Source organism: Winogradskya consettensis (genome assembly GCF_018332715.1).
Classification (GTDB): Bacteria; Actinomycetota; Actinomycetes; order Mycobacteriales; family Micromonosporaceae; genus Actinoplanes; species Actinoplanes consettensis.
This window is the reverse complement of the sequence record NZ_BOQP01000011.1, coordinates 44177-67224: the sequence shown is the minus strand read 5'-3', so window position 1 is coordinate 67224 and position 23048 is coordinate 44177. Positions and strand designations below refer to the sequence as shown.

The window sequence follows — 23048 nt, the reverse complement described above, 5'->3', positions numbered from 1 at the left end:
GAGGCTCTGCACCCTGCGCATCGCCTGCGGGGGCGGCGCGCAGAACCGGAAAGCGAACCGGCGGCGGCAACCACCGGTTCGCTTTTCCATGTTCCCCAACCCCACAGGCCCCAGCTCAGCAGGCCCAGCTCAGCGGGCCCCACCGGGCCGAGCGGCGGAATACACATCCAAGAACCGTTCACATGCTTGCTCGTACGTTTCACCGCGCACTTCCTCGAGCCGGGTCAACGCCAGCGCCCGCTCCGCCGGAACCGCGACCCCGACGCCCAGCTCCGGAGCGAGCCGGAGCTGCGTGTCGAAGTAGCCGCCCCGGCTGCGCGCCGCCCCCAGCGCGAGACCGATCGAGGTCACGACCATTACCGGGGTACGCGCCGGAACGCACTCGAGCCACGCGATGTGCCGCCCCTCGAGCTCGGTCAGGTCATCGGCGTAATCCTCGTCGGCGCGGAAGATCCACAGCCAGATCCGACACTCGAACCCGTCGACTGCGGCCTCGTAATGCTCGTCCTCGCCCGCCAGAACCCCGGGCCCCCCGAGCCGGACCGCCTCGAGCTCACCACGCCCGAGCCGGCGCTCGCCGCCCTCGGCCAGCCGTCCGTCGCTGCCCCGGCTCCGGTGCAGGACATCCAGCGTGGGCACGCAGTCGACGCCGAGCAGATCGCGCAGCGCATCCCGGCCCGCATCCACGATCTCGGCGAGGGTGATCGGCTCGGGCAACGACCCCGAAGATTCAACAGCCACGGGCGTCACCGTAACGACGCCGGCCAAATAGCGAACGGGACGACGGGTCAAAGACCCGCCGCCCCGTTCATCCCCCCGGTTTGGTACCGCGCGCGTCGTGGGACCCCCCGATCACCATTGACGCTGCGTGTTTATAGATTCACACTCCGCAACCCTCATGTCAAGCAAATCCGGAAATTTCGTCTTACGTAACCCCAAGAAAGCCAAAGGACGCGCACCCGCAGGGGGTTACGCGCCCTTCAAAGCCCCAAACCCGTCCGCCCGAGCCGACCCGCCCGACCGACCCGCCCTAGCCGACCCACCCGACCCGACCCGGCCGACCCCGACCCTGCCGACCGGCCGATTTGCGCCGGCGGAGCGAGCCAGCCGAGTTGCGCCGTCAGGAAGCGACGGCCGCCACGAAGATCTCCCCGAGACCGGCTGCGGTGGCAGCTCCGGTCTCGGCCGGGATGTAGGCCGCCATGCCCGGCGTGACCTCGACCGGCGTGCCGTCCACGGCCTCGGCGACATACACGTCCCCTGCCGTGCCCAGCACGATCCGTGGCCCGGTCGGCGGCAGGCTCAGCGGCGGCGTGGATGTTCCCAGCTCGTACTTGAAGAGGGCGAACTCCCGCACCGGCACCTTCCAGGTGACCACAGCGGGGCTGACCGGGGTTGCCGGCAGGATCGGATCCTCGAGAACCTCGAAACGCAGGACCCGCAGCAGCTCGTCGACGTCCACGCGCTTGGGCGTCAAACCGCCCCGGAGCACGTTGTCGCTGGCCGCCATGATCTCGACGCCCAGCCCTGAGAGGTAGGCGTGGAGGTTGCCGGCGGGCATCCAGATTGCTTCGCCGGGCTCCAGGCGTACGTGGTTGAGGAGAAGCGCGACCAGAACGCCCGGGTCTCCCGGGTAGAAGCCCGCGATGCTGGTCGCCAGCGGTGAGGTGCCGGCAGCGACGACCTCCTCGACCAGTGCGGCGCGATCATCGGCGGGCCAGGTCAGCAGCGTCCTGACCGCCGTGGACAACCCGGTGACGCCCGTGCGCAGGGCGGCCACGACCGGGCCTAGCCGTTCGATGCCGAAGGATTCCAGCACAGCAGCCGACTCGACCGGGTCACGGAAGCCGCAGAGCGCCTCGAACGGCGTGAGCGCGACCAGCATCTCCGGCTTGTGGAACGCGTCGGTGTAGTTCTTCGGGGCGTCCGGGTCGGCTTCCTGAGCCGCCCACGCGATCTTCGCGTAGTCGGCGTCCGGGTGGGCCTGCAGGGACAGCGGGGCGGCGGCGGCCAGGACCTTCATGAGATACGGCAGGCGTACGCCGAATTCGTCGGCGACCTCCGTACCCAGCTGGCCCTTCGGATCGTTCTCGATGAGGGTCGCCAGCGAGACACCGTCAATCGTGGACGGGTCTCCCGGGTGGGCACCGAGCCAGAGCTCCGCCTCCGGGGTGTCGCTCGGCGACGGCCGGCCCTGCAGCTCGGCGAGCGCTGTGCGCGATCCCCAGGCGTAGGGCCGGATGACTCCGGTCAAGGGAAATACCGCAGCCACCGTGGCCGCCCCCGTTTCGTCAGTTGGCGACGGCCGCGTCGGAGGCCGTCGGGTTCGGAGCCTTCTTGGGGCTGTAGATGTCCGGCTCGAGGTAGATCACCCGGGCGACGGGCAGCGCCTCGCGGATGCGGATCTCGGTCTCGTTGATGTGCCGGGCCACCTCCTCGGCGCTCTCGGTCGGCGGGACCGCGATCTTCGCCGCCACCAGGAGCTCTTCCGGGCCGAGGTAGAGCGTCTTCATGTGGATGATGCGCTCGACGCCGGGGCCGGCGACGATGGCCTGTTCCAGCTTCTTGACGTCCTCGGGGTTGGCGCCCTCGCCCAGCAGCAGGCTCTTGGTCTCGATCGCCAGGACGATCGCGATGGTCACCAGCAGCAGGCCGATGGCGAGCGTGCCGAGGCCGTCCCAGACGCCGTTGCCGGTGATCAGGGTCAGGCCCACGCCGATCAGCGCGAGCACGAGGCCGACCAGCGCGCCGGCGTCCTCGAGCAGGACCACGGGCAGCTCGGGGGCCTTGGCGCGGCGCACGAAGTTGACCCAGGTCTGCTTGCCGCGGGTGTGGTTGGACTCCTTGATCGCCGTCCGGAAGGAATATCCCTCGAGGCAGATCGCGATGACCAGGACCGCGAGCGGCACCCACTGCCACGCGTCGATCGCTTCGGGGTGCCGGACCTTGTGGTAGCCCTCGTAGACCGCGAAGAGGCCACCGACGCTGAACAGCACGATGGAGACGATGAACGCGTAGATGTAGCGCTCCCGGCCGTACCCGAAGGGGTGTTCGGGGGTGGCTTTGCGGGTGGAGCGCTTGCCGCCGAGCAGGAGCAGGGCCTGGTTGCCGGAGTCGGCCACCGAGTGGATGGCCTCGGCCAGCATCGACGACGACCCGGTGAGCAGCCAGGCGATGAACTTGGTGACCGCGATGCCGAGGTTGGCCCCCAGCGCGGCGAGAATCGCCTTCGTTCCGCCGCCTGCGCTCACTGAAGTGCCTCGGGCATGGGGTTCGACAGTTCCTTCATCTCGTTGATGGCGGGCACGGCCATGGGGTCGAGGCCGTGCGCCAGGGCAAGGTAGATCGAGGCGAAGTCGGGCACCGCGGTGAGCGACGCCAGCCGCTCCAGCGCGGAGCCGCCCTCCGCCGTGAGGACGTCGCAGCGTACGCCACGGCGCTCGGCGAGGACCTGGACGGCTTCCGCGCGACGCTCCTCGACGGCGACCGGCTCGTCCGCGTCGTCCTCGGGGTTGAGGCCACCGTCGCGGAGCACGACCAGGCGCAACCTGGTGCTCTCCACCTCGTCGCCCGGGTCGGCGAAGATGTCGCGGCCCGACTCGGCGAGCCCGCCGAACGGTCCGTCGAGCAGACCGACCCGGCCCCGGCCGGCCTCGCCCAGCGCACCGGCCATGACCGGGTAGCGGGCGTTCGCGGCGAGCGTGTCGGCGAAACGGCGGGCGGCGACCGTGGCGAGCGGGGACGAGCCCCAGACGATCGGCACCGAGCCGGCGAGGCCGAGCGCGAGCGACTTGGCCGGGTTGACGAAGGCCTCGGCGCCGGGGCGGCAGCGCTCGGCGTCCGCGTCGAGCCGGGCGGCGGTCTCGGCCAGGTCGGCCTCGTTGACCTTGACCAGGCCGAGCGCGCGGGCCGCGAGCAGCACCGGCACGGCGAGGCCCCACAGGCTGGCCCGGGCGGGCGCGCGGCGGGGCACCGGGATGAACGGCGCCCGGGCCCGCTCGGCCATGGCCTGCAGTTCGGAGTCGGGGTTGCCGATCGCCACCAGGCGCGCGCCACGGCGGGCCGCGGCGTCGGCAGCGGCGAGCGCCTCGGGGCTGCGCCCGGAGGCGGACACGGCGATGACCACGTCAGCCGCGCCGACCCAGCCCGGCACGCCCGCGCTGCGGTGCCCGATCACCGGGACCGGGCAGCGCGGGCCGGCGACCGTGGCCAGGATGCTGCCGGTCAGGCCGGCCGTGCCGATGCCGGCGACGACGACCGCCCGGGGGCGGCCCTCGTCGGCCAGGACCTGCAGGTTGGCCTCGGCGGCCAGCGCGGCCGACTCGCGGACCTGCGCGCCCGCCGAGGCGGTGGCCCGGAGCATGCCGCCCGGATCCTGGGCCAGCATCGCCTTCTCGTCCTCGAGCCGCGACTCGTCGGCGATCCGGCTGCCGGTCAGACCGACGCCGTTCTCCCTGGGACTCGCCATGGTCAGGCCACCTCACTGTGCGGGCCGGAGCCGGGTAGCGCTTCGTCCAGCAGCAGCACCGGGATGTCGTCGCGCACCGGGAAGACCCGCCCGCACTCGGTGCAGGTCAGGGTCGACGCGGCGGCGTCGAACTCCAGCGGTGCGTGGTGCGTGTCCGGGCAGGCCAGAATCTCCAGCAACTGCGGGTCGAGGGCCACCGAACGGCTCCTTCGTGACGCGGGACTAGGGGCAGTTTCCCCCTACTAGGACCAGGTGATCCTAACCGCGCACGATGCTGAGCACTTCGTCCCGCAGGGCTGCCATCCGGTCCGGCTTCGGCGCCTCGACGTTCAGGCGCAGCAGCGGCTCGGTGTTGGAGGCGCGCAGGTTGAACCACGAGCCGTCCTTGAGCTGGAACGTCAGACCGTCGAGGGTGTCGATCTCGGCGTCCGGGAAGGCGGCCCGCACCTTCTCAGTCGTGGCCTTGGCGTCGGCGACCGTGGAGTTGATCTCACCGGAGGCGCTGTAGCGCTCGAACTCGGCGGCGAAGGCCGAGAGCGGCTCGTCCTGGCCACCGAGCGCGGCGAGCACGTGCATGGCGGCCAGCATGCCGGTGTCGGCGAACCAGAAGTCGCGGAAGTAGTAGTGCGCGGAGTGCTCGCCGCCGAAGATGGCGTTGGTGCGGGCCATCTCGGCCTTGATGAAGGAGTGGCCGACCCGGCTGCGCACCGGGGTGCCGCCGTTCTCCTTGATGATCTCCGGCACGGCGGCCGAGGTGATCAGGTTGTGGATGACCGTGGCGCCCGGGGACTTCGCCAGCTCACGCTTCGCGACCAGCGCGGTGACCGCGGACGGCGAGACCGGGTTGCCCTTCTCGTCGATGACGAAACAGCGGTCGGCGTCGCCGTCGAACGCGAGCCCGAGGTCGGCGCCGTGCTCGACCACGCCGGCCTGCAGGTCTACCAGGTTCTTCGGGTCGAGCGGGTTGGCCTCGTGATTGGGGAACGAGCCGTCGAGCTCGAAGTACATCGGCACGATCTCCAGGGGCAGGCCCGGGAGGATCTGGTCGCCGAGCACCGCGGGGACGGTGTAGCCGCCCATGCCGTTGCCCGCGTCGACCACGACCTTGAGCGGGCGGATGCCGCTGAGGTCGACCAGCTTGCGCAGGTGCTCGGCATATCCGGAGAGCAGGTCGCGGTGCTCGATCGCGTCCGGCATCTCGCCGACCGAGTCGAGATCGCTGAGCAGCTGCTCGGCGCGCTGACGCACGATCACCAGGCCGCTGTCCTGCCCGACCGGCTTGGCGCCGGCGCGGCAGAGCTTGATCCCGTTGTACTGCGCGGGGTTGTGGCTCGCGGTGAACATCGCCCCGGGCAGGCCGAGCACGCCGGACGCGTAGTAGAGCTCATCGGTGGAGCCCAGGCCGATGTGCACGACCGCCGCACCGGCGGAATTGGCTCCCGCGGCGAAGGCGGCGGCCAGGGCCGGGCCGGTCTCACGCATGTCATGGGCGATGACGATCTTCTCGGCATCGTCACCGGACTCCCGCAGCATCTCGACGAACGCGGTGCCCAGTGCACGGGCTACGGTCTCGTTGAGCTGCTCGGGCACGACGCCACGGACGTCGTAAGCCTTCACGAGCTGGGACAGGTCAGTCAACGCACACTCCTTGGGCGATTTACTGTCCCGCAGAGACTAACGGAGCACTGATAGCGACAAGGTGGCAACTGCGTGCCACCACCGGGTCGGTGTTGTTACAACGAGCTTTCTCAGCGGACAAAAAGGAAGGCGGCCCGGAATACTCCGGGCCGCCCTGAACAAAATCCGAAGATCAGCCCCAGAAGACGTACGTGGCGTTGTAAGCGACAGCAGTGGTGGAACCGTCGGTGCACTCACCGGCCGGGGCAGCGCCACCGGAGGTGTTGAGGCGCTGGATGTAGGCGGCCCTGGAGAGGATGCCGGTGCCGGTGTGGCTGTTCACCTGGAGCAGCAGCTCGGCGATGGTGCCGGTCTTCGGCTTCTCGGCGACCTTCGTGGCGGTGACGAGCGACGAGTCACGCGCGGACTGCCAGCTCGGGCCCTTGAAGTGGTGGATCCAGCCGCCGGTGCCGACCAGCTGGGCCTCGGGGACCGAAGCGCCCGCGAAGGAGCCCGCGGCGCAGGTGTAGGTCTGGGTGCCCTTGACGACCTTGTAGGTGCCGATCTTCCGCAGGCCGGCCGGCGGGTTGATGCCCACGGGAGCGGTGGAGGCGGAGGCCGAGGGAGCGGCGGAGGTGATGACCGGACGCGGCCGGGCCGTCGTCTCGGCGGCGGAGGCGTTGAAGGTCACGGCGGTGAGCGCGCCGACGACTGCGACTGCAGCGCCGCCGAGGATCGCGGTACGGAGGTGGGTCCGCATGGTGGTGCTCCTTATTGAGACTCGGGTGTCCAACGAGCAGCACGGAGCCGGGCGGAGCATCGTTCGAGAAATTCATCGATTGCCCCAAATGGCCGACGTACATTACCCGAAAAGCCCATCTGGCTCAATGGATGTCGAAATGACCCCTCTTCAACGTGAAAATTGCTCAGGGTGAAAAGTGGTCCCGTGAGCGAAGATCACTGGTCCGGGATCGCCGGCATCTGGAGCGAGGTGTGGGGCGCGACGGCCGAGCCCGCGTGGCGCGCCGTCCTCGACGCGAGTGGCGCGGGGCCTGGGGCTCGGGTGCTCGACGTGGGGTGCGGCGGGGGCGAATTCCTCGCGTACGCCCAGAGCCGCGGACTGTCGACGGCCGGTGCCGATCCCGCACCCGGCATGCTCGCACTCGCCGCGGCCCGGGTGGCCGACCTGCGTGAGGCCGGCGCCGAGGATCTCCCCTGGCCCGACGCGAGTTTCGACCTGGTGACGGCGTTCAACTCGCTGCAGTTCGCCGAGGACACCGACGACGGGCTCGCCGAGCTGATCCGGGTGACCGCGCCGGGCGGGCACGTGGCGGTCGCCAACTGGGCCGAACGCGCGCTCAACGACCTCGACGCGGTGGAGCAGGCGCTCGCGGACGGCCCGCCGGCCCCGGACGGCGACCTGCGGGTGCCCGGCGGCCTCGAGGAGCTGCTCGAGGACGGCGGGCTCACCGTGATCGCCGCCGGGCTCGCCGAGGTGCCGTGGCGGGTGCCCGATGAGGCCACCCTGGTCCGCGGCATTCTCCTCGGCGAGGACCCCGGACTCACCCCCGAGGTGATCGGGGCCGCGCGGGCGTACCGAAATGATGGTGGGGGTTACCTGCTGGTCAATCACTTCCGTTTTGCGGTTGGCCGTCGGATGGCGTGAGCAGGCGGCTGCGGATGAGGAAGCGGACGCCGTCCGGGGCTTCGAGGCTGAACCCGCTGCCCCGGCCCGGGACGACGTCGACGGTCAGATGCGTGTGCTTCCACGTTTCGTACTGTGCGGTGCTCATCCAGAAGGAGACCGGCTCGTCGAAGCCGTCGATGTGCAGCTCCTCCAGCAGGATGTCGCTGGCGCCGGTCCGGAACTCCCCTTCGAGGTAGCACATGGGGGCGCTGCCGTCGCAGCATCCGCCGGACTGGTGGAACATCAGCGGACCGTGCCGCCCCCGCAGCGACCGGAGAACATCGGCCGCCGCGGGAGTGACCTCGACACGCGTACCCGTACCCATCAGAAGAAGCCCATGGCCTTGGGTGAGTAACTGACCAGCAGGTTCTTGGTCTGCTGGTAGTGGTCGAGCATCATCTTGTGGTTCTCGCGGCCGATGCCCGACTGCTTGTACCCGCCGAACGCGGCGTGCGCGGGGTACTGGTGGTAGCAGTTGGTCCACACCCGTCCGGCCTGGATCTCGCGACCCGCGCGGTAGGCCTGGTTGATGTCCCGGGTCCAGACGCCGGCCCCGAGCCCGTAGAGGGTGTCGTTCGCGATCTTGATGGCGTCCGCGTAGTCGGTGAACGAGGTCACCGAGACCACCGGGCCGAAGATCTCCTCCTGGAAGATCCGCATCGAGTTCGAGCCCTCGAAGACCGTCGGCTGCACGTAGTAGCCACCGGCGAGGTCGCCACCGAGCTCGCTGCGAGAACCGCCGATGAGGATCTTGGCGCCCTCCTGCTTGCCGATGTCGAAGTAGGACAGGATCTTCTCGAGCTGGTCGTTGGAGGCCTGCGCGCCGACCTGGGTGTCGGTGTCGAGCGGGTTGCCCTGCTTCATGTTCTCCACGCGCTTGACGCCCGCGGCCAGGAAGTCCGAGTAGTGGCCCCGCTGGATCAGCGCGCGCGACGGGCAGGTGCAGACCTCGCCCTGGTTCAGCGCGAACATCGCGAAGCCCTCGAGGGCCTTGTCCATGAAGTCGTCGTCGGCGCGGCTCACGTCGTCGAAGAACAGGTTCGGGCTCTTGCCACCGAGCTCGAGCGTCACCGGGATGATGTTCTCGGAGGCGTACTGCATGATCAGGCGCCCGGTGGTGGTCTCGCCGGTGAAAGCCACCTTGGCGACCCGTTTCGACGACGCGAGCGGCTTGCCCGCCTCCACGCCGAAACCGTTGACGATGTTCAGTACGCCCGGCGGCAGCAGATCGCCGACCAGCGAGATCAGGTAGTGGATCGAGGCCGGGGTCTGCTCGGCGGGCTTGAGCACCACGGCGTTGCCGGCGGCCAGCGCGGGGGCGAGCTTCCACACGGCCATCAGGATGGGGAAGTTCCACGGGATGATCTGGGCGACCACACCCAGCGGCTCATGGAAGTGGTACGCGACGGTGTCGTCGTCGATCTCCCCGAGGCTGCCCTCCTGGGCGCGCAGGGCGCCGGCGAAGTAGCGGAAATGGTCGACCGCGAGCGGCAGGTCGGCGGCGAGCGTCTCCCGGACCGGCTTGCCGTTCTCCCAGCTCTCGGCGACCGCGAGCTTTTCGAGGTTCGCCTCCATCCGGTCGGCGATGCGGTTCAGGATGTTCGCGCGCTCGGCGACCGAGGTGCGGGCCCAGCCGGGTGCCGCGCCGTGGGCCGCGTCCAGCGCCCGTTCGACGTCGTCGGCGGTGCCGCGGGCGATCTCGCAGAAGGTCTGCCCCGTGACCGGGGACGGGTTGTCGAAGTACTGGCCCTTGGCGGGCGGTACGTACTCGCCGCCGATCCAGTGGTCGTAGCGGGTCTCGTATTTGACGATCGAGCCCTCGGTCCCGGGCGGGGCGTAAACGGTCATGCCCGCGGACGTTAGTTACGGGAACGTTGCACAGACGTTGCAAGCCCGTACTCCGCGCGCAGGCGGGCGATTTGTTCCCCGGACCCGGGGAGCGCCTCCCACATCTGGAGATCATCCGCGCCCCAGGCCGCATTCACCCAGGTGGACAACAGTGCGGAGTCGGCGGAAGCCAGCACGGCGGATCGCAGCCGGGAATGGATCTGATGCCGCAGGGCGACCACACCGGGCGCGTCCGACGACGGCAGCAGCGGCCCGGCATAGGACTCCAGCGCCTCCGCGACCAGCCCGCGCTCCAGCAGCCGGGTCACGGTCACAAAATCCGCGACCACCTCGGTGCGCAGCCGGTAGGGACGCGAGTCCAGCAGCTCGGGGCCCAGGATCCGACGCAGCCGCGAGAGCTCGGCCCGGACCGTCACCGGGCTCAGGTCATCCGCATAGAGATCAAAACCCAATTGGTCACCTGTACGCCCGGACGGGTGCAACAGCAGCAGGCACAGCAGCTCCGAGTGCCGGCGCCCGAGCCGGATCCGCTTTCCCCTGACCGAGAGGACGGCATCCTCGCGCCCCAGCACGCAAACGGTGGCGGCCTCGGGACCCTGCGATCGCAGGTACGCCTCCGCTGCCAGGGCGGTCGCGCGCACCAGGGCGAGGCTGTGCGGATGAGCGAGATGATCGCCGCCGGTCACGTCGACCGCCCCGAGCAGCAGCCCGGTCGCCGGGTCGTGGATCGGTGCCGCCGCGCAGGTCCAGCGCTGCACACCCCGGGTGAAATGCTCGGTGGCGAAGATCTGCACCGAGTGGTCGAGCGCGAGCGCCGTACCCGGGGCGTTCGTCCCCGCGTGCGCCTCGTCCCAGCGTGCCCCCGGCACGAAGTTCATCGACTCCGCACCGCGCAGCACCGACGGGTGGCCCTCGACCCACAGCATCCGGCCGTGCGCGTCGCAGATCGCCATCAGGTGCGCGCCGTCCTCCGCCAGCCCGCCGAGCAGGTCCCGGAAGATCGGCAGGACCCGGGCGAGCGGATGGGCGGCACGGTACGCGTCCAGGTCGCCATCGGTGAGGTCGATAGGTGCTGTGCCATCGGGGCTGACCCGCGCACCCGCCGAGCGCCGCCACGAGTCGGCGACCACCGATCGCACCTCCGCGGTCCCCCCGGTGAGGAACCGCTCATGGGCGCGGCCCACCTGACTCATGCGTTCGGCGGGGTCAGCGCCAAGGTCGAGGGCGAGCCAGGGATTGGGCATGCGGTACCTCCAGACCCCCATCGTGACCCACGTCACGTCCCACGACAACAACTGTGACGTCTGCGTTTGATAGCCCCCGGCTCGGGTCAGGACCCAACTCCGCCGACTGATGGTCCAGGCTTGGGTAGCGGCAGAGCATATGTTTGGGAGGTGGACTTCTATGTGGCGGGTTCTGCGGCTCATGGCGACGACGAGGTAGCGGTCACTCATCCGTACGACGGGCGCGCTGTCGGGCGTACGACCTGGGCAAAAGATGACCAGGTCGAAGCCGCGGTCGCCGCAGCCGCAGCGGTCGCCGCCGAGGCCGCGGCCCTGCCCGCGCACGTCCGCGCAACCGCGCTGGACCACGTCTCCCGGCGAATCGCCGAACGCCGTCAGGAGATCGGCGAGCTGATCACGGCGGAGAACGGCAAGCCGCTCAAGTGGGCGCTGCTGGAGGCCGACCGGGCCGTCTCGGTGTTCCGCTGGGCCGCCGAGGAGGCCCGCCGGTTCTCCGGAAGCCTGCAACGCCTCGACACCGACCCCGGTGGTACCGGGCGCATCGCGGTGGTCAAACGCGTGCCGCGCGGCCCGGTCCTGGGCATCTCGCCGTTCAACTTCCCGCTCAACCTGGTCGCCCACAAGATCGCACCGGCCATCGCCGTGGGCGCGCCGATCGTGCTCAAACCCGCTCCGGCCACCCCGCTGACGGCGCTGCTGCTCGGCTCGATCCTGGCCGAGACCGACCTGCCGGCGGGCATGTTCTCCGTGCTGCCGATCCCGAACGACCGCGCTTCGGCTCTCGTCACCGACCCCCGTCTGCCGATCGTCTCGTTCACCGGCTCGGGCCCGGTCGGCGCGTCGATCCGGCGGGCCGCCCCCGACAAGCACGTGACGCTGGAGCTGGGCGGGAACGCCGCGGTGCTGGTCTGCTCCGACTACGCCGACCTCGACTGGGCCGCCTCCCGCATCGCGACGTTCGGGACGTACCAGGCGGGTCAGAGCTGTATCGCCGTCCAGCGGGTCTTTGTGCACGCCGGCCATGACCTGCTCCCGCGTCTGACCGCCGCGGTCAACGCCCTGGTCACCGGCGACCCGTCCGACCCGAAGGTCGACGTCGGCCCGATGATCAGCGAGGACGCGGCCAAGCGGGTCGAGTCCTGGGTCGATGAAGCCGTGGCGGCGGGTGCTTCCGTGGTGACCGGCGGCAAACGCGACGGCGCGACCTACGCCCCGACGATCCTCACCGGCGTCCCCGCCGATGCCAAGGTCGTCGCCGAGGAGATCTTCGGCCCGGTCCTGGTCGTCTCGGAGGTCCCCAGCGACGAGGCCGGCTTCGCCGCGATCAACAACTCGGCGTACGGGCTGCAGGCCGGCGTCTTCACCCACAACCTCCAGACGGCGTTCACAGCCCACCGCACCCTCGAGGTGGGCGGCGTCATCGTCGGCGACGTCCCCAGTTACCGCGCGGATCAGATGCCCTACGGCGGCGTGAAGGGCAGCGGCGTGGGTCGCGAGGGCGTCGCCAGCGCCATGGAGGACTACACCGAGCCGCGCGTCATGGTCCTCACCGGAGTCGATCTCTAGAGATCATCTCCCCCATCTGTGCCAGGCCTGTGCGGGCCGGCGCCATCAGGCAACGTACCCGAGCATATTTCTCTTCGTCCTTAGTGCTGCTTCCGCGGACGGAGATAGAGAAATGCGCAACCTCAAGCTGATGGTGACCGGCCTCGCGCTGGCCGGACTGGCCGGCTGCGGCACGGCCTACGCGGCTGCCTCGCCGTCCGCGTCGTGGGTCGCGCCCTCGTCCTCCCCCACCGCGACGTCCGCCGCGACCTCCGCCGAGACCTCCGTTCCCGCCTCGCCCTCCTCCGAAGCGCCTTCGCCCGAGGCGCCCGCCGCTCCTTCCTCCGAGGCGCCCGCCGCTCCTTCCTCCGAGGCGCCCACTCCTTCCTCTGAGGCTCCGTCATCGTCGCCTGCCGCAGCGCATCACGGCGGGCCGGCGAACAGCCTGATGAAGACGGGTACGAAGGATGTGGCGCTGACCTTCGACGACGGCCCGGACCCCGTGCAGACGCCGGCGCTGCTGGACCTGCTCGGCGAGCAGGGCATCAAGGCGACGTTCTGCCTGGTCGGCCAGCAGGCGGCAGCGCACCCCGACCTGGTGCGCCGGATCGTCGAGGAGGGTCACACGCTCTGCAACCACAGCTGGAACCACAGCCTGACCCTCGGCAAGGGCAGCCCGGCAGCGATCCGCAAGGACCTGCAGAAGACCAACGACGCCATCCACGCCGCGGTCCCCGACGCCGAGATCAAGTACATGCGGGCCCCGGGCGGCAACTTCACGCCGGCCCTCGTCAAGGCGGCCTCGGACCTGGGCATGACCTCGATCTACTGGGACCTCGACCCCCGCGACTGGGACCACCCGGCCGGCGAGACGGACGCCACCCACACGGCCCGGGTGATCAGCACGGTGAAGAAGCACACCACCAAGGGCGCGATCATCCTGTCCCACGACTACGGCCAGCCGGACACCATCAAGGCCTACCGGACGCTGATCCCCTGGTTGAAGACCCGCTTCACGCTGATCGCGCTGCCCGTCGACAACGCTCTCTGACCCACATCGGGTTCGTCGCCCCGGCCATGACGGCCGGGGCCGACCCGTTTCAGTGGGAAGGCGGAATGACGCGGAGGTGGCCGCGGCGGCCGGTCTGGTGGCCCGGGAGGTTGTCGTGCTCCTCCGGGCGGGGCGGCGGGGCCGGGCGGGCTGCCTCGCGGACGGCGTCGGCGAGGGCCACGAGGTCGTCCGTGGTGGGCGGCGGCGGGGCGAAGTCACCGTCGTGGCGGACCAGATCCCAGCCTCGGGGGGCGGTGAGGCTGCGGGCGTGGGGTTCGCAGAGGTCGTACGTGTGCGGCTCCGCGAAAGCGGCCAGCGGGCCGACCACGGCCGTCGAATCGTTGTAGACGTAGGTCAGGGTGGCGACCGCCTGTCGGGGACAGCCGTTACGGGAGCAGCGCCGTGGGGACCTCACGGCGGCACGTTATCTCTAAGCACGCTCGCACGGGGCCCGATGCAGCCGCGACACGCCGACCAACGATGCATCACGATTTTGACATGATGCCCCGACACGCCGCCCCAATGGGACGAATTACCGCACTCGAAACGCGCTCGACACAGCCTGACCACGGGCGGCGGCGTTTGCGGGCTAGGCTGGCGGCGTGACTACCAGTCCCGACCGCCAACGGTCCGGCTCCGAGCCGGGGCGCACGGCGCGCGCAGCCGGACCGGGCCGTCCCGCCCGCCGTGACAGGCACGGGCGCGGGCTGCGTGGGCGGCTCGTCCCGGCCACCGTCCCGCTCGCCCGCACCAAGGCAGAGATCTTCGACGACCTCGTCCTCGACACGGTCGAAAGCCTCGAACGCCGCTACGCGAAGGAGCTGGCCGGCGTCGAGTTCGCCGTCGAGGACGTCCCACCGGACCTCAACGTCTACGACTCGGATGTCCTGGAGGACGGCGAGGTCCCCCTCGCCCGCCTGCTCCCCGGCCGTCCCGGCCGCCAAGAGCTGCCGCCACGGATCGTCCTCTACCGCCGGCCCCTCGAATTCCGGGCCATGGACCGCGAAGACCTGGCCGACCTCGTCCACGACGTGATCATCGAGCAGGTCGCCAACCTGCTCGGCATGGATCCCGACGAGCTGTCCTGATCCAGCGGGCCACTGTCCTGATCCCGCGGGCCACTGTCCTGATCCCGCGGGCCACTGTCCTGATCCCGCGGGCCACTCGGCTCGGTGAGGACCGCGGCGCCATGACATGGCTGGGTGGCATGGCTGGGTGACATGACGGGGTGGCATGGCGGGGTGACTCGCGAGGCCCGGGCGATTCCGCGCGAACTCGGTTTCGCGCCGGGCCGCGAGTGGAGAGCGGCATTTCGGGGCGGGCGTGCTGTTACCTGAGGTCGCCCGCACCGCGCGGCCCGGCCCATGAGGCCCCCACCTCGTGGGCTCGCGACTTTCTGATTCCGGCCGTGCCTAGCTGGCGATCGTGGGAAAAACGTACTGATTGCCCTGCCGGATCGCGGCAGCAGCGCTGTTTTCGCCTTGTCGGCCTCTCGTCGATGGGCCCCCCAGCGTCAGGACGAGAGTTTTCCAGATCGGTCAGGCAACCCGGCGCTTGAGCTTGCGGCGTTCCCGTTCGGAGAGGCCGCCCCAGATTCCAAATCGCTCATCGTGACCGAGTGCATACTCAAGGCATTCGGCCTTGACGTCACAGCGGCCGCAGATTCGCTTCGCCTCGCGGGTCGAGCCGCCTTTTTCCGGGAAGAAAGCTTCCGGATCCGTCTGCGAACACAGCGCCCGCTCCTGCCACTCGGGCGCGTCCCCGAGCAGGTCTACCCCTTCTACCTGCGCTTCCATCGGCGTGCCTCCTTTTCCGCGCCGGCAGCGATGCCAGCGCTGACCCCCCACGCACGCGGCGTGTTTCTTGCAGGAAATGAGCGGTTCGCGACGCCCCTTTCCTGCAACCCCACCGAAATTACACGCGTGTAAGACGTGCGTCGTCAAGCCGAACCTGATAAATAGGCCCGTTTCCACGAGGCGCCGCCATCACCTCACGGTCCCGTTCCTGCCCTATCTCTCCGGGCGGTCGCGAGGTAACGCTCAGTCGGCGCGTCTAGTCCAAATTACCCCAATTTGTAATGTACCCACCACTCCTCCCGAGACCACCCGTGGTAAGGCACACCCGCAGCCGCGCCAAAATCCGACACCCACTCGCGTCCGCTCCCCCGCGGACCACCCTGCCGACACGCCGAATCACGGCAGGGATTTGTGGATCACCGGGATCGAGCAGACCCGGGAGCGGCGCGCACCACGGCTCAGCGACGGCTGTAGACAGTGGTCCGTTCCGCCGAGGGACGACCGGCCCGGGCAGCGAGCTCCTTCAGCTCCGCGACCGTCCGGGCCGAGCCGTTCTCGGATCCGGCCATCCGGGAGATCGTCTCCTCCATCAGGGTGCCGCCCAGGTCGTTGCAGCCGGAGTTCAGCATCGCGATGGTGCCCTCGTCGCCGAGTTTCACCCACGAGCACTGGATGTTGTCGATGCGGCCGTGGAGCAGGATCCGGGCCATCGCGTGGACCACCCTGTTCTCGCGCCAGGTGGGACCCGGGCGCGCGATCCCCGCCAGGTAGATCGGGGCGTTGGTGTGGATGAACGGCAGAGCCACGAACTCGGTGAAGCCGCCGGTCACGTCCTGGATCCCGGCGAGGACGCGGAAGTGGTTCAGCCATTGGCGAGGGTGGTCGACGTGGCCGTACATCATGGTGGAACTCGACCGGATTCCTACCTGGTGGGCCGTCGTGACGACGTCGATCCAGGTCGACGCCGGGAGCTTGCCCTTGGTGAGGACCCAGCGGACGTCGTCGTCGAGGATCTCGGCGGCGGTGCCGGGGATGGTGTCGAGGCCGGCCTCGCGCAGCTCGGTGAGCCAGTCGCGGACGGAGACACCCGCCTTGGAGGCGCCCGTGACGATCTCCATCGGGGAGTACGCGTGGACGTGCATCCCCGGCACCCGCTCCTTCACGGCGCGGACCAGGTCGGCGTACGCGGTGATGGGCAGTTTGGGGTCGATCCCGCCCTGCATGCAGACCTCGGTGGCGCCGTCCCGCCAGGCCTCCTGGGCCCGGTCGGCGACCTGCGAGACCGACAGGCGGTAGGCGTCCGCATCCTTCTCGCGCTGGGCGAAGGCGCAGAAGCGGCAGCCGACGTAGCAGACGTTCGAGAAGTTGATGTTGCGGTTGACGACGTACGTGATGTCGTCGCCGTTCACGTCCCGGCGCAGGTCGTCGGCGATGCGGGCGATCTCGTCGAGGGCGGAGCCGTCCGCATTGAACAGGGCCATCGCCTTGTCCTCGTGCTCCGGCAGCAGCAGTTGCGCCGGGTTCGACGCGGCGAGTCGCAGGCCGGCCAGGACATCCGTCGGAAGCGAGGGGCCGGCGGTGTCCACGCTGACGTGGGACGCCACTGACGACCAGTCGCCGTAGACCGAGTCGAAGTCGCCGCGGCGGTCCTCGGTGCGGCCCGTGGTGTCGATCGTGGCGAAGAGGTCGGTGCGGCCCGTCGCGTACGCGTCGTCGGGCTCCTGCCAGGGCAGACCCACCGGGACGGCGTCCTCGCGGGCCAGGCCGGACGGGTCGGCGAGCGCGGCCACGTGCGCGGCGAGGCGGGGATCGAGCCAGCCCTCGGCGCCGCGGCGAACGTACTCGGGATAGATCGTGAGGCGTTCCCGGAGCTCGAAGCCCGAGCGGGCGGACATCTCGCGGAGCTGCTCGATCTGCGGCCAGGGGCGCTCGGGGTTGACGTGGTCGGGGGTCACCGGTGAGACGCCGCCCCAGTCGTCGATGCCGGCGCGCAGCAGCAGGTCGTACTCGGAGTCGATGAGGTTCGGCGGCGCCTGGACCCGGGCGCGGGGGCCCATGATGATCCGGGAGACCGCCACGGTCGCCGCGAGCTCGCGCAGCTCGGCGTCGGGCATGCCACGCATCGCCGTGTCCGGCTTGGCGCGGAAATTCTGGATGATGACTTCCTGGATGTGGCCGTATTCGCGGGCGGCGCGACGCATCGCGAAGATGGCGTCGGCCCGCTCGGCCCTGTTCTCCCCGATGCCGATCAGGATGCCGGTGGTGAACGGGACGCCGACCCGGCCGGCGTCGGCGAGGACCCGGAGCCGGACTGCGGGCTCCTTGTCGGGCGAGGCGTAGTGCGGCTGACCCGGCTCGGACCACAGCCGCGTCGCGGTGGTCTCCAGCATCATGCCCATGCTCGGCGCGACCGGCTTGAGCCGTTGCAGATCGTCCCAGCTCAGCACGCCGGGGTTGAGGTGCGGCAGCAGGCCGGTCTCCTCCAGCACCGCGATGGCGCAGGCACGCACGTAGTCGAGGGTGGAGTCGTAGCCGCGCTCGTCGAGCCACTGCCGCGCGGCGGGCCAGCGGTCCTCGGGGCGGTCACCAAGCGTGAACAGCGCTTCCTTGCAGCCCTGCGCGGCACCCTCGCGGGCGATGGCGAGCACCTCGTCGCGCTCCAGGAAAGCGGCGGGCAGCTTGTGCGGGACCGTCGCGAACGTGCAGTAGTGGCATCGGTCACGGCAGAGCCGCGTCAGCGGAATGAAGACCTTCTTGGAGTACGTGACAACGCCCGGCCGTCCCGCCTCCCGCAGACCCGCGTCCCGGATGCCCCCGGCGATCGTCAGCAGCTCGTCGAACTGGGCTCCCTGCGCCGCGAGCAGCGCACCCGCCTCCTCGGGATCGATCGCCTTACCCTCGGCGGCACGCTTGAGCGCTCGGCGGATGCTTGCTTCGGTCGGCGTTGTTTCCACGGCTACCACCCGTGCAGCCTAGGCCGAAATAAGGTCAACTGACGCTATGGAGACGTCGGCGCTACAGGTTGTGGTCTCGCGGTGGTCGTCGCCGGGCTCTACATCAGCCAGGCCGGCACGCTGCTGATCGCCGCGCAGGAGCGGATCCGGGTACGCGCTTTCTGGCAGCTCGCGACGTTCCTGCTCGACGGCACCCTGTTCGTCCTCGTGGGGCTCGAGCTGCGCAGCGCCGTCAACGACCTGACCTCGTACCCGTTGGGGACTGCCGTTGTTGATGCCCTGCTCGTCGCCGCCGCGGTGATCGGCACCCGGCTGGTCTGGCTCAACACCACGCCGTGCCTGATCAGGGCGCTGGACCGCCGCCCGCAGCAACGGGCCCGCCGGATCGGTTTCCGGGGCCGTCAGCCGAACGCCTGGGCCGGTTTCCGGGGCGCGACCTGATCATCGTGGTCACGTTCGGCGTCATCCTGGTCACCCTCGTCGTGCAGGGCCTGACGTTGCCCGCTGTGCTGCGCTGGGCACACCTACCGACAGACAATTCCGAGACCGAGATGGCGTACGCCGAAAGCCGCGCCGTCGAAGCCGCACTCCAACTGCTCCCGGGCGAAGCCGAGCGGCTCGACGTCGACCCGGAGATCACCGCGCTCGTCCGCTCCGAGGTCGAGGAGCGCCGCACCGAACTGACCGAGGCGGGCCCGGCGCCGGACGGCCTCAACCGCCGCGGGCAGTACCGCGCGCTCCGGCTCGCCCTGATCAGCGAAAAACGCCGGGTCGTGGTGCTCCTGCGCGACGAACGCAGGATCGACGACATCGTGCTGCGCAGGATCGAGTCGGTGCTGGACGCCGAGGAGCTGCGCCTCAGGGCCGACACCGCGGACGCCGGGGAGTGAGCCCGGCGCCCGCGGTCATCGTTCAGCTTCGCGGGGGCTCGTCGCCGACGATCTGGGTGCGCTCGTCCTGCTCGGGCGCGCGGGTACGGAATGCCTCGGTCGGCTCAGAGAAAGCGCCCGGCTGCGGCTGGCCCTGCTGAGCCTGACCCGACTGGGCCTGGCCCGACTGGGGCTGGCCCGACTGGGGCTGACCCGACTGGGGCTGGCCCGGGTGAGGTGCGAACGGGCCGGGAGGGGCCGGCGGCGCGGAATGCTGCTGGGCCGGCGGGCCTGATGTCGGGGGCTGGGCGACGACGGGCTGCTGGCCGGTCGGGCCACCCCAGGCGGGCTGCTGCGGCTGACCCCACGTGTCCGGCGGGGACGCGGCCGGCTGGCCGTAGGGCGCTTGGCCATAAGGCGCCTGCCCGTAGGGTGCCTGACCGTACGGTGCCTGGCCCTGCTGACCCGGGTAGCCCGGCTGGCCCTGCTGACCTGGGTGACCCTGCGGGCCCTGCTGACCTGGGTGGCCCTGCTGACCTGGGTAGCCCTGCGGGTCCGGGGGGAAGCCGGGCTGACCCGGCTGAGCGGGCGGGTAGCCCGGCTGGCCGGACGGGAAGCCCTGCTGACCATGCGGGCCGTAGGGCGGCTGGCCCTGCGGCGACTGGCCCTGCGGCGGGAGACCCCACGCCTGCTGCGGGTTGCCGTACTGACCCGGACCGGTGACCGGCTTGGGGCGCGGCGCGTAGTAGAAACTGCGCCAGATCAGGAAGACCGCGTAGGCCGCGAGCGCGAACACCGCGAGCCACGCAGCCCGGACCAGGAACTCCTCGAAGGCGATCCGGATGGCGCTGCCCGCGATCGACACGATGGCGATCAGGAAGCCGAAGACCACGGCGAAGAAGCCGGCGACGGCGTACTCGACGAGGGCGACGATCGTCACCAGCCGGGCCTGCGGGTGCCGGGGCTGGAACAGGTGCGCGAGCAGGACAGCTGCGAGCGGCATCACGATCAGCTCGATGTTGACGAAGCTGTAGAAGCTGTTCTGCGCCCGGGTGAGGAAGGTCAGCCCCACGTCCGAGGGGATGAGCCGGATGATCGCTACGAAGAGCCAGACCGCGGGCGCGCCGACCAGCGCGTACACGGCGAGGTCGCGCAGGGGGCGGAGCAGCTCGCTGACCGGGCGGCCGGGCCGGGCGCCCGCACCCGACGGCGCGGGCGGCGAGCCGGGCTGTTCCGGACCCGGGCTGGGCTGGGCCGGGCCGGAGCCGGGCTGGGCCGAACCGGGCTGTGGCGTACTGGTCACAGCTGCTCTCCTGGATGGGGGATTCGGGGCAGGGGCACTCAGCGTAGTCCCGATAGCCACATCACACCCGCCACCCACGGGCCACGAACCGGGCTCCGGTGCGCAAGGATGGACGAATGCGGATCGTGGTCCTGACCGGGGGCATCGGTGGCGCCCGTTTCCTGGTGGGCGTGCGCGCTTATGCGCGGAGCATCGGTGCCGAAGTCACGGCGGTGGTGAACGTCGGTGACGACGTTCGCATGCACGGCCTGCAAATATGTCCGGACCTCGACAGTGTGATGTACACGCTGGGCGGCGCGGCGGACCCCGAGCGCGGCTGGGGCCGCGTCGGTGAGACCTGGGTGGTCAAGGAGGAGCTCGCGAAATACGGTGCCGAGCCGACGTGGTTCGGCCTCGGCGACAAGGACACGGCCACTCATCTCGTACGCACCACGATGCTCAGCGCCGGCTATCCCCTGTCGCAGGTCACCGCCGCCCTCTGCGAGCGGTGGCAGCCGGGGATCACGATGATCCCGGCGACCGACGACCGGCTCGAGACCCACGTGGTCGTCGACGTCGAGGACGAGCGCAAGGCGATCCACTTCCAGGAGTGGTGGGTGCGTTACCGCGGGAACGTGCCGACACACCGGTTCGTCTTCGTGGGCGCGGACGCCGCGAAGCCCGCCGCCGGGGTGCTGGAGGCCATCGCCGCCGCCGACGTGGTGCTCGTGGCGCCCAGCAATCCTGTGGTTTCCGTCGCGCCGATTCTCGCCGTGCAGGAGCTCAGGGACGCCGTGAAGAACGGTCCGGCACCCGTTGTCGGGGTTTCGCCGATCATCGGTGGCTCGCCCGTGCGCGGCATGGCCGATCGGTGCCTCGACACCCTGGGCGTCGAGGTCAGCGCGGCCGGCGTGGGCGGGCTCTACGGCGCCCGGTCCGGTGAGGGCCTGCTGGACGGCTGGCTGGTCGACACCACGGATGACGGGACCGACGTTCCCGGCGTACGTGTAAAAGCAGTTCCGTTGTGGATGAAGAGTGAGGAGGCGACGGCCTCGATGGTCGCCGCCGCTCTGGATCTTGCGGGGGTTGCCTGATGGAGGGGCTCGAGGTTCTGCCGGTGCGGGGCATCGGCGACGTGACGGCCGGTGACGACCTCGCCGAGCTGATCACCCGCAACGCCCCCTGGCTGCGTGACGGCGACGTGCTCGTCGTGACCAGCAAGATCGTCTCCAAGGCGGAGGGCCGCCTGGTCGAGGTCCCCGCCGACGGACCGGAGCGCGAGGCCGCCCGGGTCCGCGTGCTCGACTCCGAGACCCGCCGCGTGGTCGCCCGCCGCGGCCCGACCTCGATCGTGCAGACCCACCACGGCTTCGTGATGGCCGCCGCGGGCATCGACGCCTCCAACGTCGACAAGACCCACCTCGTCCTCCTGCCGGCCGCCCCCGACGACTCGGCCCGCCGCCTGCGAGCCGACCTCGCGACCCGTGGCCTGCACGTCGGCGTGATCGTCTCCGACACCATGGGCCGGGCCTGGCGCAACGGCCTGACCGACGTGGCGCTCGGCGCGGCGGGCATCGACCCCATCCGCGACCACCGCGGCGAGATCGACCCATACGGCAACGAGCTCCAGCTCACCCAGATCGCCGTCATCGACGAGCTGGCCGCCGCAGGCGAGCTCGTCAAGGGCAAGTGCGACCAGGTGCCGGTCGCGGTCGTGCGCGGCTACCCCGGCGCGGGCACCCGGGACGACCCCGGCCCCGGCGCCGCTGTCCTGCTCCGCGACGCAGCCAGCGACATGTTCTCCCTCGGCACCGCGGAGGCCCGTGCCGCGGGATTGCGCGACGCGGCAGCACTCACCGACACCGCCACCGACCGTCCCGCGTCCGAGGAGTCCGTCCAGCGGGCGATCGAGGTCGCGGGAATGTCCGACGCCGTGGACGTCCAATCCCCGCAAACCCTGCGCTGCACCGCGCCCTCGTCGTCGCCCTCAGCTCTCATGCGCTTCGGCGCCGACGTGCACCGGCTGCGTGCGGCGCTGGCCTCCGAGGGCCTGGCGTCGACGATCGCCTACGACGAGTCGGGCGCGACCATCGCCGTCTCCGGAGCCGCCGCGTGACCCTCTACGACGACGCCGTCAGCACCCTCAACGGCTGGAACGCCACCTCCGACGCCGCGGAGCTGGGCCGCAAGCGCACGCTGGAGCTCCTGACCGCAGGGCCGGCCACGACAACCCGCGCCCACCGCCCGGGCCATGTCACGGCCAGCACCCTGATCGTCGACGAGAACAGCCGCGTCCTGCTCTGCCTCCACGGTCGCCTTGGCCTGTGGATGCAGCTCGGAGGCCACTGCGAACCCACCGACGAGACGCTCGCCGCAGCCGCCCTGCGCGAGGCCACCGAAGAATCCGGCATCACCACCCTGCGCCTCGACCCCACCCCGATCGACATCGACATCCACGCCGTCCGCTGCGCCCCCGCCGACGGCCAACCGGCCGCCGAATCCTGGCACTACGACGTCCGCTACCTGGCAATCTGCCCAGCCGGCGCCATCGAGCAGATCAGCGACGAGTCAGCCGATCTGGCCTGGTTCCCCGCCGACGCCCTCCCGTCACCCCTGGCCAACGGCGTGGTCCAGCAACTGGCACCCGCTTTCGCCCGCATGGACCGCTGAGCGGCTGCGCTCGCCAA

Annotated in this window: 23 protein-coding genes; 9 read left to right on the top strand and 14 right to left on the bottom strand. The window is 70.4% G+C overall.

Translation table 11 applies throughout. The features are described 5' to 3' along the window. Positions 1 to 129: 129 nt before the first annotated feature. The 7 genes from Aco04nite_RS12685 to Aco04nite_RS12655 all read right to left on the bottom strand — a co-directional run bounded on the left by Aco04nite_RS12685 (position 130) and on the right by Aco04nite_RS12655 (position 6845). Positions 130 to 741, bottom strand: coding sequence for a hypothetical protein (locus Aco04nite_RS12685; RefSeq protein WP_212997446.1), 612 nt, complete (start codon positions 739 to 741; stop codon positions 130 to 132). Between the two features lie 379 nt (positions 742 to 1120). Beyond that, positions 1121 to 2254, bottom strand: a complete 1134-nt coding sequence (gene manA / locus Aco04nite_RS12680; protein WP_438874910.1) for a mannose-6-phosphate isomerase, class I — start codon at positions 2252 to 2254, stop codon at positions 1121 to 1123. Between the two features lie 37 nt (positions 2255 to 2291). Further along, on the bottom strand, positions 2292 to 3251 hold the full coding sequence (locus Aco04nite_RS12675) for a cation diffusion facilitator family transporter (protein WP_212997444.1): 960 nt from the start codon (positions 3249 to 3251) through the stop codon (positions 2292 to 2294). Next, on the bottom strand, positions 3248 to 4468 hold the full coding sequence (locus Aco04nite_RS12670; protein ID WP_212997443.1) for an SIS domain-containing protein: 1221 nt from the start codon (positions 4466 to 4468) through the stop codon (positions 3248 to 3250). The genes Aco04nite_RS12675 and Aco04nite_RS12670 overlap by 4 nt, the downstream gene beginning before the upstream one ends. A 2-nt stretch (positions 4469 to 4470) precedes the next feature. After that, on the bottom strand, positions 4471 to 4665 hold the full coding sequence (locus Aco04nite_RS12665) for a Trm112 family protein (protein ID WP_212997442.1): 195 nt from the start codon (positions 4663 to 4665) through the stop codon (positions 4471 to 4473). Positions 4666 to 4726: 61 nt separating this feature from the next. Next, positions 4727 to 6106 carry a phosphomannomutase/phosphoglucomutase gene (locus Aco04nite_RS12660; protein WP_212997441.1) on the bottom strand — a complete coding sequence of 460 codons (1380 nt, stop codon included), beginning with the start codon at positions 6104 to 6106 and terminating at the stop codon, positions 4727 to 4729. 172 nt (positions 6107 to 6278) lie between these two features. After that, positions 6279 to 6845 (bottom strand): DUF3455 domain-containing protein, encoded by a 567-nt coding sequence (locus tag Aco04nite_RS12655; RefSeq protein ID WP_212997440.1) that lies wholly within the window; start codon positions 6843 to 6845, stop codon positions 6279 to 6281. A 186-nt stretch (positions 6846 to 7031) separates the two neighbouring features. Here Aco04nite_RS12655 and Aco04nite_RS12650 point away from each other — a divergent pair, with 186 nt between their 5' ends. After that, on the top strand, positions 7032 to 7751 hold the full coding sequence (locus Aco04nite_RS12650; RefSeq protein WP_244875943.1) for a class I SAM-dependent methyltransferase: 720 nt from the start codon (positions 7032 to 7034) through the stop codon (positions 7749 to 7751). Here Aco04nite_RS12650 and Aco04nite_RS12645 read toward each other — a convergent pair. Genes Aco04nite_RS12645 through Aco04nite_RS12635 form a run of 3 tightly spaced genes read right to left on the bottom strand, consistent with a single transcriptional unit; the run spans position 7711 to position 10864 of the window. Then, positions 7711 to 8097 (bottom strand): DUF779 domain-containing protein, encoded by a 387-nt coding sequence (locus tag Aco04nite_RS12645; RefSeq protein ID WP_212997438.1) that lies wholly within the window; start codon positions 8095 to 8097, stop codon positions 7711 to 7713. The genes Aco04nite_RS12650 and Aco04nite_RS12645 overlap by 41 nt on opposite strands. Beyond that, positions 8097 to 9620, bottom strand: a complete 1524-nt coding sequence (gene exaC, locus Aco04nite_RS12640; RefSeq protein ID WP_212997437.1) for an acetaldehyde dehydrogenase ExaC — start codon at positions 9618 to 9620, stop codon at positions 8097 to 8099. Before exaC ends, Aco04nite_RS12645 begins: the two co-directional genes overlap by 1 nt. An 11-nt stretch (positions 9621 to 9631) precedes the next feature. Then, positions 9632 to 10864, bottom strand: coding sequence for a sigma-54-dependent transcriptional regulator family protein (locus Aco04nite_RS12635; RefSeq protein WP_212997436.1), 1233 nt, complete (start codon positions 10862 to 10864; stop codon positions 9632 to 9634). 150 nt (positions 10865 to 11014) lie between these two features. Here Aco04nite_RS12635 and Aco04nite_RS12630 point away from each other — a divergent pair, with 150 nt between their 5' ends. Together Aco04nite_RS12630 and Aco04nite_RS12625 are read left to right on the top strand one after the other, a co-directional pair. Next, positions 11015 to 12430: an aldehyde dehydrogenase family protein gene (locus Aco04nite_RS12630; RefSeq protein WP_212997435.1), complete on the top strand. Its 1416-nt coding sequence runs from the start codon at positions 11015 to 11017 to the stop codon at positions 12428 to 12430. A 112-nt stretch (positions 12431 to 12542) separates the two neighbouring features. Beyond that, a complete protein-coding gene (locus tag Aco04nite_RS12625) occupies positions 12543 to 13460 on the top strand; it encodes a polysaccharide deacetylase family protein (RefSeq protein ID WP_244875942.1) in 918 nt (305 codons plus the stop codon). Between the two features lie 49 nt (positions 13461 to 13509). On the opposite strand, the gene Aco04nite_RS12620 is transcribed toward Aco04nite_RS12625, so the two are convergent. Next, positions 13510 to 13875, bottom strand: coding sequence for a DUF3499 domain-containing protein (locus Aco04nite_RS12620; RefSeq protein ID WP_203842655.1), 366 nt, complete (start codon positions 13873 to 13875; stop codon positions 13510 to 13512). Between the two features lie 292 nt (positions 13876 to 14167). On the opposite strand from Aco04nite_RS12620, the gene Aco04nite_RS12615 reads away from it, so the two are divergent. Beyond that, on the top strand, positions 14168 to 14548 hold the full coding sequence (locus Aco04nite_RS12615) for a metallopeptidase family protein (RefSeq protein WP_203842698.1): 381 nt from the start codon (positions 14168 to 14170) through the stop codon (positions 14546 to 14548). A 450-nt stretch (positions 14549 to 14998) separates the two neighbouring features. On the opposite strand, the gene Aco04nite_RS12610 is transcribed toward Aco04nite_RS12615, so the two are convergent. Together Aco04nite_RS12610 and Aco04nite_RS12605 are read right to left on the bottom strand one after the other, a co-directional pair. Further along, a complete protein-coding gene (locus Aco04nite_RS12610) occupies positions 14999 to 15256 on the bottom strand; it encodes a WhiB family transcriptional regulator (protein ID WP_015619224.1) in 258 nt (85 codons plus the stop codon). A 458-nt stretch (positions 15257 to 15714) separates the two neighbouring features. Next, complete coding sequence (locus tag Aco04nite_RS12605) at positions 15715 to 18210, bottom strand: bifunctional FO biosynthesis protein CofGH (RefSeq protein WP_212997434.1); 2496 nt, start codon at positions 18208 to 18210, stop codon at positions 15715 to 15717. Between the two features lie 81 nt (positions 18211 to 18291). Here Aco04nite_RS12605 and Aco04nite_RS12600 point away from each other — a divergent pair, with 81 nt between their 5' ends. Further along, positions 18292 to 18651, top strand: a complete 360-nt coding sequence (locus Aco04nite_RS12600) for a cation:proton antiporter family protein (RefSeq protein ID WP_212997433.1) — start codon at positions 18292 to 18294, stop codon at positions 18649 to 18651. A 5-nt stretch (positions 18652 to 18656) separates the two neighbouring features. After that, on the top strand, positions 18657 to 19100 hold the full coding sequence (locus Aco04nite_RS12595) for a cation:proton antiporter family protein (protein WP_212997432.1): 444 nt from the start codon (positions 18657 to 18659) through the stop codon (positions 19098 to 19100). A gap of 22 nt (positions 19101 to 19122) precedes the next feature. On the opposite strand, the gene Aco04nite_RS12590 is transcribed toward Aco04nite_RS12595, so the two are convergent. Next, the gene (locus Aco04nite_RS12590; RefSeq protein ID WP_212997431.1) at positions 19123 to 20382 is read right to left on the bottom strand and encodes a hypothetical protein; all 1260 of its coding nucleotides are present in this window, start codon (positions 20380 to 20382) and stop codon (positions 19123 to 19125) included. Positions 20383 to 20498: 116 nt separating this feature from the next. Here Aco04nite_RS12590 and cofD point away from each other — a divergent pair, with 116 nt between their 5' ends. The 3 genes from cofD to Aco04nite_RS12575 are packed head-to-tail and all read left to right on the top strand — an operon-like array spanning position 20499 to position 23031. Continuing rightward, entirely contained in the window at positions 20499 to 21455 is a 957-nt protein-coding gene (gene cofD, locus Aco04nite_RS12585; protein WP_212997430.1) for a 2-phospho-L-lactate transferase, read from the top strand. Continuing rightward, complete coding sequence (locus tag Aco04nite_RS12580; protein WP_212997429.1) at positions 21455 to 22477, top strand: coenzyme F420-0:L-glutamate ligase; 1023 nt, start codon at positions 21455 to 21457, stop codon at positions 22475 to 22477. Before cofD ends, Aco04nite_RS12580 begins: the two co-directional genes overlap by 1 nt. Then, positions 22474 to 23031, top strand: coding sequence for an NUDIX hydrolase (locus tag Aco04nite_RS12575; RefSeq protein ID WP_212997428.1), 558 nt, complete (start codon positions 22474 to 22476; stop codon positions 23029 to 23031). Before Aco04nite_RS12580 ends, Aco04nite_RS12575 begins: the two co-directional genes overlap by 4 nt. Positions 23032 to 23048 lie beyond the last annotated feature (17 nt).